The sequence below is a fragment of the Neobacillus niacini genome, assembly GCF_000759675.1.
In the GTDB taxonomy this organism is placed as follows: Bacteria; Bacillota; Bacilli; order Bacillales; family Cytobacillaceae; genus Neobacillus; species Neobacillus niacini_A.
Map to the genome: position 1 here is coordinate 80036 of NZ_BAWM01000009.1, position 16657 is coordinate 96692.

At 39.6% G+C, this 16657-nt stretch carries 16 protein-coding genes and 1 pseudogene; 5 read left to right on the forward strand and 12 right to left on the reverse strand.

Annotated features, from left to right (window positions below):
* Positions 1-11: 11 nt before the first annotated feature.
* From TR08_RS04570 to pdxS, 8 genes are all read right to left on the reverse strand, one after another.
* On the reverse strand, positions 12-1472 hold the full coding sequence (locus TR08_RS04570) for an aldehyde dehydrogenase family protein (RefSeq protein WP_045516114.1): 1461 nt from the start codon (positions 1470-1472) through the stop codon (positions 12-14).
* Positions 1473-1514: 42 nt separating this feature from the next.
* Entirely contained in the window at positions 1515-2810 is a 1296-nt protein-coding gene (locus TR08_RS04575; RefSeq protein WP_045516115.1) for an aspartate aminotransferase family protein, read from the reverse strand.
* Positions 2794-4179 (reverse strand): aminotransferase family protein, encoded by a 1386-nt coding sequence (locus TR08_RS04580; RefSeq protein ID WP_045516116.1) that lies wholly within the window; start codon positions 4177-4179, stop codon positions 2794-2796. The genes TR08_RS04575 and TR08_RS04580 overlap by 17 nt, the downstream gene beginning before the upstream one ends.
* Positions 4167-5357, reverse strand: a complete 1191-nt coding sequence (locus TR08_RS04585) for a thiolase family protein (protein WP_045516117.1) — start codon at positions 5355-5357, stop codon at positions 4167-4169. Before TR08_RS04585 ends, TR08_RS04580 begins: the two co-directional genes overlap by 13 nt.
* Entirely contained in the window at positions 5357-6019 is a 663-nt protein-coding gene (locus TR08_RS04590) for a 3-oxoacid CoA-transferase subunit B (protein ID WP_045516119.1), read from the reverse strand. Before TR08_RS04590 ends, TR08_RS04585 begins: the two co-directional genes overlap by 1 nt.
* A 1-nt stretch (position 6020) precedes the next feature.
* On the reverse strand, positions 6021-6677 hold the full coding sequence (locus TR08_RS04595) for a CoA transferase subunit A (protein ID WP_045516121.1): 657 nt from the start codon (positions 6675-6677) through the stop codon (positions 6021-6023).
* Between the two features lie 187 nt (positions 6678-6864).
* Positions 6865-7194, reverse strand: coding sequence for a DUF3870 domain-containing protein (locus TR08_RS04600; RefSeq protein ID WP_045516122.1), 330 nt, complete (start codon positions 7192-7194; stop codon positions 6865-6867).
* A 269-nt stretch (positions 7195-7463) separates the two neighbouring features.
* Complete coding sequence (pdxS, locus tag TR08_RS04605) at positions 7464-8387, reverse strand: pyridoxal 5'-phosphate synthase lyase subunit PdxS (protein ID WP_193747676.1); 924 nt, start codon at positions 8385-8387, stop codon at positions 7464-7466.
* Between the two features lie 341 nt (positions 8388-8728).
* Here pdxS and TR08_RS04610 point away from each other — a divergent pair, with 341 nt between their 5' ends.
* Positions 8729-10171, forward strand: a complete 1443-nt coding sequence (locus tag TR08_RS04610; RefSeq protein WP_045516125.1) for a sigma-54 interaction domain-containing protein — start codon at positions 8729-8731, stop codon at positions 10169-10171.
* Positions 10172-10453: 282 nt separating this feature from the next.
* On the opposite strand, the pseudogene TR08_RS33835 reads toward TR08_RS04610, so the two are convergent.
* Positions 10454-10552: pseudogene (locus TR08_RS33835) on the reverse strand (recombinase family protein); the annotation flags it as partial.
* A 284-nt stretch (positions 10553-10836) separates the two neighbouring features.
* Between TR08_RS33835 and TR08_RS04620 the strand changes: the two are divergent.
* Genes TR08_RS04620 through TR08_RS04630 form a run of 3 tightly spaced genes read left to right on the forward strand, consistent with a single transcriptional unit; the run spans position 10837 to position 11898 of the window.
* Positions 10837-11202, forward strand: coding sequence for a DUF2089 domain-containing protein (locus TR08_RS04620; protein ID WP_045516129.1), 366 nt, complete (start codon positions 10837-10839; stop codon positions 11200-11202).
* Between the two features lie 13 nt (positions 11203-11215).
* Positions 11216-11605, forward strand: coding sequence for an SHOCT-like domain-containing protein (locus TR08_RS04625; protein ID WP_045516131.1), 390 nt, complete (start codon positions 11216-11218; stop codon positions 11603-11605).
* 11 nt (positions 11606-11616) lie between these two features.
* Positions 11617-11898: a hypothetical protein gene (locus tag TR08_RS04630; RefSeq protein ID WP_045516133.1), complete on the forward strand. Its 282-nt coding sequence runs from the start codon at positions 11617-11619 to the stop codon at positions 11896-11898.
* A gap of 481 nt (positions 11899-12379) precedes the next feature.
* On the opposite strand, the gene TR08_RS04635 is transcribed toward TR08_RS04630, so the two are convergent.
* Positions 12380-13138 (reverse strand): SRPBCC domain-containing protein, encoded by a 759-nt coding sequence (locus TR08_RS04635; protein ID WP_238579078.1) that lies wholly within the window; start codon positions 13136-13138, stop codon positions 12380-12382.
* A 462-nt stretch (positions 13139-13600) separates the two neighbouring features.
* Positions 13601-14644, reverse strand: coding sequence for a hypothetical protein (locus TR08_RS04640; RefSeq protein WP_045516135.1), 1044 nt, complete (start codon positions 14642-14644; stop codon positions 13601-13603).
* Between the two features lie 298 nt (positions 14645-14942).
* Here TR08_RS04640 and TR08_RS04645 point away from each other — a divergent pair, with 298 nt between their 5' ends.
* A complete protein-coding gene (locus TR08_RS04645) occupies positions 14943-15632 on the forward strand; it encodes a class I SAM-dependent methyltransferase (protein ID WP_045516137.1) in 690 nt (229 codons plus the stop codon).
* Between the two features lie 202 nt (positions 15633-15834).
* Here TR08_RS04645 and fdhD read toward each other — a convergent pair whose 3' ends face one another.
* Positions 15835-16653 carry a formate dehydrogenase accessory sulfurtransferase FdhD gene (fdhD, locus tag TR08_RS04650; RefSeq protein WP_045516139.1) on the reverse strand — a complete coding sequence of 273 codons (819 nt, stop codon included), beginning with the start codon at positions 16651-16653 and terminating at the stop codon, positions 15835-15837.
* Between the last annotated feature and the right edge of the window lie 4 nt (positions 16654-16657).

Here is a 16657-nt window from a genome sequence, read left to right on the forward strand (position 1 = left end):
ATCCCGTCCATTTAATAGTTCGTATAAATCGACTTCCACTCTGTCATGACATCAAATGCATGATGGGAAACTTCACGGTGTCCATTTCCGGACATTTTCATGCCTCCAAATGCCACTCCCATCTCGGCATTGGACGTTCCGTTATTAATATAGACAAGTCCGCTTACCGCTTCCTTTGCAGCACGGTTCGCATAATGAAGGCTCTCTGTATAAATGGAAGTTGATAGACCATAAATAGTCCCGTTATTTACCTCCATGGCTTCCTCATATGAATCTACTTCAATGACGGCAAGAACAGGACCAAATATTTCTTCCAGTGCAATGGTATCATTGGGTTTCACATTCTCAATGATTGTCGGCTCATAATAATAGCCGCCCAATTCTTTGACACGCTGCCCGCCTGACACAATTTTCCCACCCTCTTCAATCGCTGTTTTTACATATTTTTCGACTGTATGAAGCTGGTCTTCATTTACGAGAGGGCCCACTTGATTCCCTTCTTCAAGTCCATTTCCTATTTTCATAGAATGTGTTAATTCTATTACTTTTTGTACGAGCAGTTCCTTTACTGGGCGCTCGACAATTACTCGGCTTGCCGCTGTACAGCGCTGACCAGTTGTCGTAAACGCTGATTTTACGATTCCGTCTGCCGCTTTGTCCAAGTCCGCATCCTTCAAGACGATCACTGCATTTTTTCCACCCAATTCCAATGAAATACGTTTTAACGTTTTACTGCTCATTTCAGCCAGCTTTTGTCCGACTTCTGTTGAGCCCGTAAACGAAATGACTTTAACATCCGAATGCTCTGCGAGTGTTTGTCCAACTGTTCTTCCTGAACCGGTAATTAAGTTCACAACCCCTGCTGGCAACCCAGCTTCATCTAACACTTCCACAAAAACCTTTGCCGATAATGCAACCTCTGAAGCAGGCTTCCATACGACGGTATTACCCGCAAGCAGAGCTGAAAAGATTTTGTAGGAAGCTAGTGCAACCGGGAAGTTCCAGGGGGTAATGCACGCCGCAACTCCAAGAGGTTCACGAACCATTCTTACGTTCCGGTCTGGGAAGCCGGCAGGGACTGTTTCTCCAAAGAGGCGTCGTCCCTCGCCTGCCATATATTGAGCAGTCGCGATGACCACTCCAACTTCGCCTAAAGACTCAGGTAGCACTTTGCCCATCTCCATTGTCATGACTCTAGCAAGTTCCTCTTTTCGTATTTCAAACAATTGGACTGCTTTCGTTAAATAAGCCGCTCGTTCTGGAATGGGGGTGTTCTTCCATTGTAAATATGCTTCATTCGCTTTTGTGACAGCCTCATCCACTTGCTCCGTTGTGGCGGCCGCACATATGCCGACAAGTTCCCCCGTTGCCGGATTTAAGCTTTCAAAGTAGGACTGATCGGGGGCACTTACCCATTTTCCATTTATATAAAGATCTCCCTGAAGAATATCTGTTTTGATTTGACTAGACATATACTTGACCTCCTTTTTCGTTGTATACTTGGGAAACGAAAATTAGTTTCCTGAAATTGTCTCTGTTATCACATCTTCTAAAATCGTTAATCCTATATCAAGCACATCTTCTTGAATATTAAGAGGTAGCATTAATCGGATCGTTTGCCCGCTTACACCGCAGTTCATAATGAGCAAGCCATTTTCCAGTGCTTTCGATTTAATTTCCGGTACAAAGGAAGCAGCAGATTGCGAATCGAATTCAATACCGATCATCATGCCGACTCCTCGGACTTCAACAATGCCCGGTAAATGTCCTACCGAGTTATGAAGTCGGCCGACAATCTTGGCACCGAGTTTAGCACTGCGTTCTACTAACTTCTCTTCCTCAATGACCTCAATGTTTGCCAATGCTGCAGCACAAGAAACTGGATTTCCTCCAAATGTCGAACCATGACCGGCCGTCGGCCATTTTTCATGAAGCTCACGACTTGCTACAATGGCACCAAGAGGCATGCCGCCGGAAAGGGCTTTTGCCAGTACTAAAATATCAGGAGTCACATTCGCATGCTCTGCCGCGAACATTTTGCCTGTACGGCCAAATCCTGTTTGTACTTCGTCAAAGATAAGCAAAATGCCGTGTTCATCTGTAATCTTTCTTAACTCCTGCAAGAAGCTTGGCGGTGCCGGATAATAGCCGCCTTCACCCATTACAGGTTCAATGATGATGGCTGCTACACGTGAAGGATCCACGCGTAAATCGAACAATTTTTGAAGCTGATTCAAGCAATACTCTTCAGCTTCTTCTTCTCTAATGTTTTTCAGCTGGCTGGGATACGGATATGGAACGTGATACACCTCGCCTAAAATCGGTTCATAATAACGACGGTATTTAGAGCTTGATGCCGTAATGGCTGTTGCTCCTAATGTACGGCCATGAAACGATCCTTCAAAAGCAATGATGGCGGGTCTGCCTGTGGCCGCCTTTGCTAGTTTAAGTGCACCGTCAATAGCTTCAGCTCCCGAATTGGAGAAAAAGACAGTGTCTAGATTTCCTGGTGTGATATGAGCAAGCTTTTCCGCCAAATTCGCTGCCGTTTCATAATAACCATAGTTCAATCCAAGATGAATCAAGGCTTCAGCTTGCTTTTTAATGGCTTCCACCATTTTTCCGTTCGTATGCCCGACTGCATTGACGGCCACTCCTGAAACGAAATCGATATATTCCTTTCCGTCTGTCGTCCAAAATTTGGCGCCATGCGCTTTTTCAATGACAAGCTCCGTTACCCTTGTCATAACCGGGGATAAATGTTTTTGTGCTTTTTCTTTAATCTCTTCTGTTTTATTTTGTAATTTCATATATCTCATCCTTTCTTAATTGACCTTTGAATATCGTAAATGATTCATCTAAAATTCTCACAATCTCATCAATTTCTGTTCTCGTAACATTTAAAGGAGGGCTGATGATGAGGTGCTCCCCCTTTGTTCCGTCAATTGAACCGGAACCGGGATAAAAAACCGCACCGAGTTCCATCGCAATTCCATTCAATCTTTCAGCAGCTTTTTCAGATGGATCGAACAACAGATCCTGCCCAGGATCCTTCACAAGCTCCATACCTATTAAAAGCCCTCTGCCCCGAACATCAGATATATAAGAATGTTTTTGCTTCAGCTCCATAAGACGTTTGACAAGGTAGGTACCTTGTTTATTAACGTTTTCCAGCACCATATCTCGCTCATATACCTCCAATGCAGCAAGACTGGCTGCAACAGCAACAGGATGCCCGCTATATGTGTAACCGTGAATGAATTTCCCGTCGCTGTTTTGAATGAGCCCATCGATTAACCGATCATGAACGATCATTCCGGCGAGCGGAGCATATCCTGCCGAAACCCCTTTTCCAAACGTGATGATATCAGGTTCGATTCCAATCTGTTCTGTCGCGAAGTTGGTACCAGTACGGCCGAATCCAGTCATCACTTCATCGATAATTAAGACGATTTCGTAACGGTCACACAGCTCTCGAACTTTCTCAAAATACCCCGGCGGCGGTGGAACAGCACCTTGCTGGCTTCCGACAATCGGTTCGGCGATAAATGCCGACACGTTCTCAGGGCCAAGCTCTAAAATGGTTCTTTCAATATCCATTACACACGTCCAGTTTTGTTTGGAGAGACAATCATCTTTTTGACGATCGTATGGACATCGGTGGCAGTACGGAGAATAGACATGGGCATAGTTTAAAAGATTAGGAGTGTATGCATGCCTTCTTTTAATGTCTCCTCCTGCTGATAAAGAACCGATTGTGTTACCGTGATACGATTGCCATCGCCCGATCACAATGTGTTTTTGTGGTCTGTCAGCATCCCTATGATATTGCCTCGCCAGCTTCAAAGCACTTTCATTTGCTTCAGAGCCTCCTGTTGTAAAATACACTTTATTTAAATGGTCTGGGGCCATTTTTCCGATTGTTTCAGCCAGTTCATGCAACGCTTTCGTCTCGAACCGCATTGTATGGACGAAAGCTGCTTTTTTTGCTTGTTCTGCCATTGCCTCTCCTATAGAAGTAATACCATGGCCCAAGTTGGCTGCAACCGCTCCTGAGCAAGCATCCAAATATTTTTTCCCATTCTCATCTATGAGATATACCCCTACACCGTGGGTAATAATCGGGTACTCCTTTTTTAAATCACGATGAAACACGTAGTCTTTTTTTATTCCCTCCATCTTTCCACCACCATTGCCATTCCTAATCCACCCGCCACACAAATCGTCGCAAGGCCAAATTGCCGTTTTTGTTTTTCAAGCTCATGACATAATGTAGTGACGATTCTTGCACCGGAGCACCCAAGTGGATGGCCTAAGGCAATCGCCCCTCCGTTAACATTCACGTTATCCCCTTTCAAGCCCCATTCTTTTAAACAAGCAAGACTTTGAGCAGCGAATGCTTCATTTAATTCAATCAAATCGATATCTTCTAAGCGAAGACCTGCCTTTTTCAACGCAATTTGGGATGCAGGAACCGGACCGATTCCCATTTCTTTTGGTGATACGCCCGTTGCAGCAAAGGAACGAATCCTTGCCATAGGAACTACTCCAAGCTGTTCCGCTTTTTCTTCCGACATTAACAGCAGCATAGAGGCTCCATCATTTCTGCCGGACGAGTTTCCGGCTGTTACCGTCCCATCCTTTTGAAACACAGGACTTAGTGTTCCTAACTTTTCAATGTCCGTCAATCTTGGATACTCGTCTATCGCAAAGTGTCTGATCCCCTTTTTTCCTTCCTTTACCGGAACTGGAATGATTTCTTCCTCAAAATATCCCATTTCAATTGCACGTTTCGTTTTCTGCTGACTCGTGAAGGCAAATTCGTCTTGTTCATGGCGGCTAATGTTATATTTTTCAGCCAGCCACTCGGCTGTTTGCCCCATCGTGAAATGACCGTATATCTCCTCTGGCTGCGATTTTGGCTGACTCTCCGTATTTGAATCATACAGCGTCATATCTCCCATCTTGAGGCCGAATCGAGTATCAACCGTATAATGAGGAGCTTGTGACATGCTTTCGACACCTCCTGCTAAAACGACTTCTGCCTGACCTGTCAAAATGGACATCGCCCCGTTAATGACAGCCTGCAAACCCGAACCGCACTGACGATGAACTGTATAAGCAGGAATCGATTCTGGAAAATGGGCCTGTAATGCCGCGACTCTTGCAATATTCGGAGCATGCGCACTCTGCTTTGTTTGGCCGACGATGACTTCATCTACAATATTGGCACTGTAACCGGAAGACGAAAGATTATTTTTCATGATGAGGGATACAAGCTCTTCCGGGCGCGTATCCGCCAGTGATCCGCCGAGTTTTCCGATTGGAGTCCGAAATGCATTTACGATTACAACCACTATGCAGTCACCTCTTTGCCTTTATTGAAAGATTTAGCAATAAGGAAGGGTGCGTCTGTTTTCAGTTGAACTTCCTCAAGGGAAACTCCAGGGGACAGCTCAATAAGATGAAGTCCATCTTCCTTTACAGCGAACACCGCTAAATCGGTAATAATTAAATCCACTATTCGTTCCGATGTGATCGGATAGGTTAATTCATTGACGATTTTTGACTCTCCCTGGTTAGACGTATGCATCGTTGTTACGATTATCTTTTTGGAGCCTTCCAATAAATCCATCGCCCCGCCTACACCAAGAACACTTTTTCCTGGTACGGCCCAGTTGGCAATCCGCCCAATTGCATCGATTTGCAGCACACCAAGAATTGAAACGCTTACATGTCCTCCGCGAATCATCGCAAAAGAGGAAGCACTATCAAAATAGGATGACCCTTCCAATACTGTGACAGGCAGTTTCCCTGCATTGACAAGATTTTGGTCAATATGCTCTGGATCAGGGGTAGGACCAACTCCAAGGATGCCGTTTTCTGAGTGTAAAAAAACTTTAACATCTGATGGAATATAATCAGCCACCAGTGTTGGAATCCCTATCCCCAAATTGACGATATCGCCATCCTTCAATTCCTTGGCCGCTCTTGCAGCAATGTATTGTTTCACGTTCAAGCTATTTACCGCCCTTCACAACGATATAATCAACGTATAAATGAGGGGTCACAATTTCTTCAGGAGAAATTTGGCCTACCTCCACAATCTCGTCCACCTCTGCAATCACTACATCCGCAGCTGTTGCCATCATCGGATTAAAGTTTCTTGCCGATTTGTTGTATATGAGATTTCCTAATTGATCCGCTTTTTTCGCTTTAATTAAAGAAAAATTGGCTTTAAGAGGCTCTTGGAACACATATTTTTTACCGTTAAGGGTACGCTCTTCTTTGTTTTCGGCAATTTTCGTTCCAACGCTGACCGGTGTATAAAACCCACCTAATCCAGCACCGCCCGCTCGAATGGCTTCAGACATTGTTCCTTGCGGGAGAAGCTCCACTTCCAATTCTTTATCCTGATAAGCTTTAACCACCTCCGGATTGGATGTAAAATACGAACCTATTGCTTTTTTCACTTGCTTTTGCCGTACTAAAACTCCAAGACCTCTTCCTGGTTCACCAAGGTTATTACTAATAATCTCTAAGTCTTTCACTTCCGACTGAGCCAAAGCGGCTATTAAACTAAGCGGACTTCCTACAAGTCCAAATCCACCTACCATAATTCGCGAGCCGCTTTTAACCTTTTTTACAGCTTCTTCGCATGTAATCAGCTTGCTCATCCTTTTTTCCTTCCTCTCCATAGACTTTAGTGGGATTAACAGTTCGGAAAAATAAAAACCGAGCAAAACATAAATCCTCTATAAAGAATGTCGTTCCAACGAACATTCCTTACAAAGAGTCCATGTCTGCCCGGTTTTAATAAGACCATGGGAAGAGGTCATCTTCCCACTTTATTATAACCAAACGTTATGTATTCATTTGCTTCACGTTATCCCAGTAACGTTGAACTGCAGCTTGAAGAGCTACAATGATCGCTTGCTGGGATGGAGCAAAATAAAAGCTTTGAATTCGTTCAATCAGCTGCTCAACACCGTCTTTAAGACAGTAGCCTATCAGAAGTTTTTGAAAATAATTTTTTGTTAGTTCTGCTACGAATGTGAATTCAGCGCCGATAATTTTATGTTCTTTCAGATCCACTTCGAGTACAATTCCCGCATGCTTATACATTTCATACATGGAAGTTCCCTGTGGAGCTTTTGCATATCCTGTAACAATCACTGTTTCAAGTTTTTGCATGCCCCCTAAAACTCCTTTCAAAAACCAACTGATCATTTTCTTTTTCTAACTCGAGTATATGAGTCAGAAAAAACAATGTCAATATAATTTTTCTAAATTTTCAAAATTGTTGAAGCGCTTTCAATAACAATTAACCGCATACGATTATTTTATAGAACTATAACATTTTATAAATAAATAATTCTCCCCTTGTATGCCAAAAAACAAACATGTTCACGTACAGCCTCTTGTAATGCGAATACTCCAACCTTAAGCAATAGAAAAACTCCTTACCAACCACGATCCTGCATACGTGCTTCTGGAAGCAGAGTTGAAATTTCAATACCTTTCATTGCAATTCCAAGATTTTTTGAAATCTCTGCAATTAGTTTATAGTCCTGGTAGTGGGTAGTTGCTTCAACGATTGCTCTAGCGAATCTTACTGGGTTATCAGATTTAAAAATTCCTGAACCAACAAATACTCCATCAGCACCTAACTGCATCATAAGTGCAGCATCAGCAGGCGTTGCTACTCCACCAGCTGCAAAGTTTACTACAGGTAGGCGTCCATGTTGTTTAATCTCAAGAAGTAGTTCATATGGAGCTCCAAGTAGCTTTGCCTCTGTCATTAGTTCATCTTCACTCATTGTAACGACTTTACGTACTTGTGCATTTACCTTACGGATATGACGAACAGCTTCTACGATATTACCAGTTCCCGGCTCTCCTTTTGTACGAAGCATGGATGCACCTTCACCAATACGGCGTGCCGCTTCGCCAAGATCACGGCAACCACAAACAAATGGAACAGTGTAAGCTTTTTTATTTAGATGGTATTCTTCATCTGCTGGTGTTAAAACTTCACTCTCATCAATATAATCAACGCCCATTGCTTCAAGAACTCGGGCTTCTACGATGTGACCGATACGTGCTTTTGCCATAACTGGAATGGAAACCGCATTCATGACTTCTTCAGTTATTCGTGGATCTGCCATTCTTGCTACTCCGCCAGTTGCACGGATATCAGAAGGAACGCGCTCTAATGCCATTACAGCTACCGCTCCTGCTTCCTCTGCTATTTTTGCTTGCTCTGCATTCACAACGTCCATAATGACGCCGCCCTTTTGCATTTCAGCCATGCCTCTTTTTACACGATCTGTACCTGTTTTCAATGTTAAGCCCCCTTTAATAATTAAAAATGCATGCGTTTCCATTTTTTTCAATGATAGCGATAAAATTTTCAAAAAATAATACTTTACATTCCTGTCACATTTTGATGATAAGGCCTATATGAAACTTTACAACAGCCAAATAATTCAAAATTATCACTATTTCAAACTATTAATTTGCAATTTCCGTGCCAAATGTAAAAACCCCTATTTGTGAACTTTTTGTGAAACCAATATGCCAAATTTCTTGGCACTATCTTTATTTATTTTGCACCTTAACTGCAAAAAGACTCATTCTAATGAAATAGAAACGCAAAATAGTTTTGTGTTAATAAGATTTTTTTGTTTTAATAGTTGGGAACGGGTTTAAATAAGGAGAAATTAATATGGAAATTTCAAAAAGATCAATTCAATATCTTGAATATTTAACCAGAATGTATGAACGGATTTTGGACGAAGTGGATGTAGGTGTCCATGCAGTCGATGAAACGGGTAAGACGATTATCTACAACAAAAAAATTATGCAAATTGAATCTATGGATATTCAGGATGTTATTAATAAAAATCTATTAGATGTATTTATGTTTAAGGATGATCAATCTAGTACTTTTGTAAAAGCTTTACAGGAAGGCAGAGAAACGTATAATGTCAAGCAAACCTATTTTAATAACAAAGGTCGCGAAATTACGACGATTAACAATACCTTTCCTATTTTTAACGATGGAAAAATTCAAGGTGCTGTAGAAATTGCCAACGATGTAACCAAATTAGAACGCCTGATAAAAGTGAATATTAATAGTAAGGGAACACCTAGATTTACGTTTGATCGTATCATTGGCAGCAGTCATACAATAAACGAAGTTATTGAAGGTGCAAAGCGTGCCACCCGTACCTCCTCATATGTCTTGATTGTTGGGGAGACAGGGACAGGGAAAGAACTTTTTGCCCAAAGTATTCATAACGCGAGCAATCGATTATCAGCTCCTTTTATTTCACAAAACTGCGCAGCTCTGCCTGATAATCTAATAGAAAGTCTTCTTTTCGGGACCAAACGAGGCGCTTTCACCGGGGCAGTCGATACCCCTGGTTTATTTGAACAGGCAAATGGAGGAACATTGTTGCTTGATGAAATCAACTCCTTAAATCTAAATCTTCAAGCAAAATTATTACGTGTGCTTCAAGAAAAAACGATACGACGTGTAGGTGATACGAAAGATACACCTGTTGATGTAAGGGTTATTGCCAATATTAATGAGGATCCCATTGACGCCATTGCCAATAATCATTTGCGCAAAGATCTTTATTACCGTCTTGGTGTTGTAACCATCTTTATTCCTCCATTAAGGGAGCGAAAGGAAGATATTCCATTATTAGTCCAACACTTTATTGAAAAATACAATGACCGATTTCAAATGAATGTAAAAGGCTTATCTGAGGAAGTAAGACAGTCTTTTATGGAGTATGATTGGTTAGGAAATGTTCGTGAACTTGAACATATTATCGAAGCCGCGATGAATATTATTATGGATGAAGAAATGATTCTTTACTCCCATTTACCATATCAATACAGAAGCAAAATGCAATTGAAAGAAAGAATGATCCCTCTTTCTATGGTGGACACATTTATTAGAGAAAGTGGAGAGGCTGCAGTTCCCTTAAAGGACCAAATGGAGCTATTTGAAAAATCCTATATTGACCATGTTCTGAAAAAAAATAATTTTAATATTTCACGAACTGCTAGTTTACTAGGTTTAAGCCGGCAAAGCCTGCAGTATAGAATGAAAAAACTTAACATTACAAATGGAAAAATACAACATGTTGAAAGATAATAAATGCGGGGCAAAAACCGTAAAAGAGCGGTTGAAAATAATAGGAGCCGGTGAAGGTAAAAGCAATTTAGAAGAATGCAATATTCTAACCTGAATGCCCTTTAACTTAACAACAATTATTTCAAATATCACAAATCTTGCAAATCTTACAATCACTTATTACGGAAAATGAGCACTCTCCAGCTATTCCCGACATTAATGGTAATACCAGGTCCGTGCAACCAAGAGCAAAGTAACTTTCATTAGTGCTACTTTGCTTTTTCGTATTCCTTTTATAAATTATTAAAATGTATTTTTCTTTAGTTCTAACATTTCCATAAACAAAACACCTGTTACTTCTCTTTTTTTCCATTTTGAATAAGTTTCTTCTATTTTTCTTAGTTCAATAATCGTAAGTATAGTAAACTCTTCTTTTACGATAATCCAATATAACTTGAAAAGACCCCATTGTGTGAATAACCTACCCAAATTCTTATTTTGTGGTACAACAATTTTCTCTAAACAAATGGAATGCCTATTCCCTAGCAGTGTTTCTTGATAGAGTTAATAAAATTAATTTATAAATTAATTATTTTAATGTTTTTTAAAATAAAATTAACTTTCATTATTTACCATTTGAATTTCTTGATATATAATCAAATCAAATGGAAGAAAGGAATTTCATTATGGCTTATAAAGTAATTACAAATTGTCCTGTCTGCAGCAAAACATTGAAGATTATGAAGTTGCAGTGCTCTCATTGTCACACTACGATTGAAAATGAGTTTGAATTATCCAAGTTAGCGTCATTATCAAAGGATCAGCTACATTTTGTAGAAGTATTTTTAACATGCAGAGGGAATATCAAAGAAGTTGAAAAGGAACTGGGAATTTCGTATCCAACGGTCCGAAGCAAGCTAACTGACATAATTTCATCCCTTGGATATGTGCAGAAGAAGAAAAATGAAGTAGACGAGAAAAAGGTTGTCACCATGTTGGAAAATGGCGAAATCACTCCAGAGGAAGCCATTAAGCTTTTAAAAGATGAATAGGGAGGAATTTACCATGAAAGAGGAAATTGCAAGAGTATTAACTTTGGTGCAAGAAGGGAAAATTGATGCAGATAAAGGATCAGAACTGATTCAAGTATTAAAAGAGAAAGAAGAAGCAGGAAGTAAGCTTTTAGAAAAACCGACTAAATATTTAGATAAAACATTAAAGATTCGTGTTCTATCAGCTGAAAATGATAACGTTACGGTCAATTTGCCCATAAAACTTATCAAGGTAGTACTAATGGCTGGACACAGCATCGCAGCTAGTATTCCTCAATCAGAAAAATATGTAAAGGATCTTGACATAAATCTTATTATTGAAGCAATCGAAAACGAATTAGATGGCCAAATTGTTGATATTAAGTCGGCAAACGGAGATACCGTTTCTGTCATCATTGAATAGTGGATTTGCTTATGCTGCATATAAAAGTGAAAGCAAAAGACGTTCGGTTTACCATCCCAGTTCCATATGCCATTCTAACCATTGGTATTTCAATTTTGTCTTCAAAATTTTTACATCAACATGCAAACAAATGGACAAAAGAGCATTTCGAAAGAAAAAAACTTGACTTTACTATTCCACTGATAGATAAAGAAACGCTAAAGCCAATTATCAAGGAACTGAAAAATCATAAAGGTATCGTGCTGGTAGATGTCAAAGCTAAGGATGGTACTGAGGTTAAGGTTCGATTGTAATTTTTTAAGAATATAGTGGATCAATCTTCGGATTCGTGGTCTCCGTACCATTTTTGAGCTTAAAATATAGGACTATTAAAAGGTTGCCTTTATTCCCAAATGTCGACCCGTTTGGTTTTGATTCGATATGATTGTTCAAAATCTTTCCCCTTTCATTTCCAAGTCAACCTTTCTTACTTTCATGTAACATTATACACATTTATAGAAATAGCCATTCCAAGTCCTCTGAATCTGAACTAATTAAAATCCCAATCTCTCATTGATTTAAATGAGAAATTGGGATTTAATTTTTTCAAAAGCTCTTCTCGCAGCCATGAATCTTAAGAAAATGGCAAACTGGACACGGAAGAAACCATGTCCAGCTTACATTTAGCCCCAAACATTGAACCTCTCGTAACGTTTTCGGTCACTTTCAAATGCTCAGCAATTTGATGGTACCTTTCTTCAGCAGACATTTCCTTTCATCCCACTCTTCCCACTTTTATTCTCCTGGGCGTTTACCAGTTTCTACAAATTCCTTTAAAAACACTCCCAGCAGCTCTCCCCACCCTTTACGATGACCTTCTTCCCATCCATGTTCGATAAGACCAACCGCATGATGAGAAAGCTTTAACAAGGTTGAGGATCCCTTCTCTTCTAAGACATATTTATAACTGCTATTGACTGCTCCATGCATTCCGAGTAGACCTTGTAACCGGATTTCTTCTGGTTTTTTTAGATACGTTACTGTACCCCAGAGAGCACCTTGTCCATTTCCAAAATCCTCATAAAATGCTCCTCCAATTTTCGGTTCTAGTAAAAGTGGAGAATTTTTGTCCTCTCCCAATCGATATGCCCACCATTCTCCAATCCTTTGAGTTAATGCATCGTATACACGTTCACGTGGAGCTCCAATAGTAATTTCTTGTTCAATTTGAAACGAGGTCACTCCGAGCTTTTGTTCTTTTTCAGTCATAGCTTTACTCCGTTCTTCTTCCTCTAACATTTCCTTTAAATTAATTAATGATGTCGATGCTTGACTGGCATAGCTGTTAACCCATCGCTGATACAGTTGCTGCAATGGTACAGCATTAAGGTAATTCAAACGGCTTCGTCCTACTTTTCGAGGAATTAGCAGTCCAGTCTCTTCTAATACATCAATATGTTTCATTACGGCAAATCGGGTAACTTGAAACTGTTCGCTTAATTCTCCTGTGCTCATCGGATGATCTTTTATTAAATCTAATATTTGGATTCTCATAGGATGAGCCAATGCCTTAAATATATTCGCAATTTTTTCATTGTCCATCATTTTGTAGTGAAAACAAGTCTCCTTTCTATCTTAAAAATGTTTCAAAAATAAATGTGACTAAACACTTGGTCTTACAATTATTAATGGAGAATTCCCAATCATTTTTCTAATATTATCACAATAACTCATAAAGCCCTCCAACAATATTTGATTAATAAACTTTGTACCATTTTCCTTAACAACAACTACCTTTAGGACTGTTTACCTTACAACCAATCTAGTACAATTTCTTAATAACCCTAACTTACCCTTTTACTTAATACTAATTATTTCAAATTATTAAATCTTGTACAATGATATTACCTATCTATATTCCAAATAAATAAGGGCGGCTAAATTAATAAGCGCCCCCGATTGTGAAAGATCAAAGGCTATCGAAACAGGATCACACCTATGATATTTACTCAACAATCACTTGATTTCTCTCCAATTCTCCCCAACAAAGCGTCGTTCGCCAATTTCTCTCCATTTCTCACCAACAAAGCGTCGTTCGCGATAACGATGTTTTTCAGAATCATGCTGTCGTTCATCCTCGGAATGCCTAATGTTACGGCGTTTTTTATGATCATCATGGTGGTATTTATCTTCATCGCGATGGTTTTCCTGAGCCTGATTTACAAGTTGTTCACGTTTATCCCAATATTCATCAATCTTTTCCATAACCTTTTCCGGGTCATCTCCACGCGCGAGCATCAATTTTATCCATTCCTCTTTGTAAACCTTGTGAACTAGACCTTGAAGCAGAACTACATAATTTTTCTCATCATCTGTTGTCAACAAACTATTGCTTAAGTTCTTCAAGGTTTCCTTATCTGGTTCTTGTGAAAGAAGTACTTCTGTAATTTGCCTGGATAGTTCCTCCATCTGGATGTAGTACAGCCATTCCTCGTAAACATGTGGTGCCATTTCTAGAACATGTGTTAAAAACAATGCCTTATTTTCTTCCCCCAAGGAAGTTAATAATTTACGTGGATAAGGATATTCACGGTCACGCCAAACCATCCCCGCCACATCCATTACTTTTATGTTCCCATCAAGCTGAAGAAAGATTTGTCTTTTATGAAGGTCAATTCTTTGAAAGCCAATTTCTTTAAACATGATTAGCATATTTATCAATCTAGCAGACAGTTCTGGAGTTAGTGGTTGGAATTGCAAGTATTCCCGCAAATCAACGCCCTTAACTAGTTCCATTGCAATGAAGTCCGACCCTTTCCTGTAAATGCGAGGGAAAAGATTCGTTTTTTGTCCAAGGGATAGTGCATAGTATTCTCGGTCACATTCCTCGGAATTACTGAATACCTTCATACAAATGTCATCATTAACTTGAAAAACTGCCCCCTGACGCCCTTTACCAATCATTATCAACGGTGAATGATTGACTACTTCAACATCAGCATGAGCTGTAGAATTAACTTGAATGTCATTAACCCATTTATCCAATTGTTTAATTTCCATATTTCCCCCTCCTTTCTGTAAGAAATGTAAAAACATTTAACCTAGGTTTAGTCATTTTGTTATTAATTAGCGCTCGCTTAGATTAATCACCCACCATGGCAAACATCTTTAATGGACATGTAGCATGTCCTAATTTATTTAATTCAATAATGTCAAAATATGTAACGGCAAATGTAATATATTGAAAAAATAGCTCCATTATAGTTATTTTCTATCTTATTATTCTTAAGTATTAAAGTTAAAATCGATCTTTAAATGGTAAAATAGTTAATAATAGATATTTAAAGGTGGTTAGGAAATGGCACAAGAATTCAAGTTTGATGAAAAATTAGCAGCCCAGTATGAGGCAGGGATTCGCCAATCTTTGCCTACTTATGAACAGTTATTTACTATGATCCAAGCTTATTTCCGAGTTAATTTAAGTGAGGATGCAGCCATTCTTGTTGTAGGAGCAGGTGGTGGAAAAGAACTGTCAACATGGGGACCGGCTAACTTAAATTGGACATTTACGGGTGTTGACCCTTCGGAAGCGATGCTAAATGTCGCCGAGCATAAAGTGCGTCAATTAGATTTACAACAAAGAGTGCAATTGGTTCAAGGAAATGTGAGTGATCTTCCACAGGAAATGAATTTTGACGCTGCGACTTGTATTCTGGTCTTGCACTTTTTACATGATGATAAAGATAAATTGAATTTACTTAAACATATTTCTAGTCGTCTGAAACCCCATTCCCCTTTTGTTATCGTAACCAACTACGGTGAACCAAATGACACTGAGTTTCAGGAATCGTTAAATCTTTGGAAAAGTTTTTGGCTGGATTCTGGTCTTCCTCATTCAGATGTAGAGGAAATGGTAAACGGTGGCGTATTGCAGCTTTCATTTTTGCCTGAGGAACAAATAAAAGCGCTATTAATGGAAGCAGGTTTTAAAAAAGTTAGCCGCTTTTTCACGACGACCTTCACCGGCGGATGGATTTGTCATACATGAGTATCCCTATTCAAATGTTTGACGATGAGAAAAAAAGCTCCAAACCTATTTTTCTGAGTTTGGAGCTTGTTCTTTATTATTTTGTAAATAAATTATATCAGTACAAATGTTATTACTAGTAGGTAAGTAACTATTCAATCATTGTTATTGCACCGATAAGCCGTCTCTCTTCGATGATATTCCGTGTAATTTGGATATCTACTTATAACACCGAAGATGAACGATCATATTCAATTCCTTGTATCCGTTGCTGATGGGTGTATACATTAAATCCGTTCCCCCGTATAAAACCTACTGCCGTTATTCCAAGTTCCTCTGCTAAATCTAAGGCTAGGTTGGTAGGAGCAGATTTTGAGAGGATAATTCCGACACCAATCTTAGCAGCTTTTAGTAACACCTCGGAAGAAATTCGGCCACTGAAAGCAATAATTTTATCCTTTAACGGAATTCGATTGATAATACAATAACCAAATAGTTTATCTAGGGCATTATGGCGACCGATATCGGTTCGAGATACAACGATTCCTTCCCTTGTGCATAATGCAGCATTATGCACACCCCCTGTTTGCTGGAAATGTGAGGAGCTTTCCTGCATCTTCTTCATCAGCTCGCGGCATTGTTCCGGCGTAATAGTCAATTTCGTCATCACCGTCTTTGCGGTCTTCATGTCATTATGAAAGTAAAATTGTCGTCCTTTTCCGCAGCAAGAGCCAATAAATCGCTTTGAGTGGAAATCCTTTTGAATACAGTGTTTATTCACAAGTTCAACATAGGCGAATCCCTTTTCTTCATCGATGTGAAGTGATTCGATGTCTTGATAAAAGCGAATAACACCCTCAGAAGCTAGGAAACCGACAACCAATTCTTTCAGTTCAGAAGGAGTACAAACCATGGTGGCAAACTCGCTACCATCTAAAATAATCGTTAAGGCAGATTCAACGGCAATGTCATCCTCTTCCTCGTAAAAGCTCTGTCCATTATACCTGACAATGTTTTGAGAAGTTGTTATCTCCTTTAACAATGAT

Excerpts from the sequence above, each read along its gene's own strand:
- TR08_RS04570 (WP_045516114.1), bottom strand. The coding sequence starts at position 1,472 with ATGTCTAGTCAAATCAAAACAGATATTCTTCAGGGAGATCTTTATATA.
- TR08_RS04575 (WP_045516115.1), bottom strand. The coding sequence starts at position 2,810 with ATGAAATTACAAAATAAAACAGAAGAGATTAAAGAAAAAGCACAAAAA.
- TR08_RS04580 (WP_045516116.1), bottom strand. The coding sequence starts at position 4,179 with ATGGAGGGAATAAAAAAAGACTACGTGTTTCATCGTGATTTAAAAAAG.
- TR08_RS04595 (WP_045516121.1), bottom strand. The coding sequence starts at position 6,677 with ATGAGCAAGCTGATTACATGCGAAGAAGCTGTAAAAAAGGTTAAAAGC.
- TR08_RS04600 (WP_045516122.1), bottom strand. The coding sequence starts at position 7,194 with ATGCAAAAACTTGAAACAGTGATTGTTACAGGATATGCAAAAGCTCCA.
- pdxS (WP_193747676.1), bottom strand. The coding sequence starts at position 8,387 with ATGGAAACGCATGCATTTTTAATTATTAAAGGGGGCTTAACATTGAAA.
- TR08_RS04610 (WP_045516125.1), top strand. The coding sequence starts at position 8,729 with ATGGAAATTTCAAAAAGATCAATTCAATATCTTGAATATTTAACCAGA.
- TR08_RS04620 (WP_045516129.1), top strand. The coding sequence starts at position 10,837 with ATGGCTTATAAAGTAATTACAAATTGTCCTGTCTGCAGCAAAACATTG.
- TR08_RS04625 (WP_045516131.1), top strand. The coding sequence starts at position 11,216 with ATGAAAGAGGAAATTGCAAGAGTATTAACTTTGGTGCAAGAAGGGAAA.
- TR08_RS04630 (WP_045516133.1), top strand. The coding sequence starts at position 11,617 with ATGCTGCATATAAAAGTGAAAGCAAAAGACGTTCGGTTTACCATCCCA.
- TR08_RS04635 (WP_238579078.1), bottom strand. The coding sequence starts at position 13,138 with ATGAGAATCCAAATATTAGATTTAATAAAAGATCATCCGATGAGCACA.
- TR08_RS04640 (WP_045516135.1), bottom strand. The coding sequence starts at position 14,644 with ATGGAAATTAAACAATTGGATAAATGGGTTAATGACATTCAAGTTAAT.
- TR08_RS04645 (WP_045516137.1), top strand. The coding sequence starts at position 14,943 with ATGGCACAAGAATTCAAGTTTGATGAAAAATTAGCAGCCCAGTATGAG.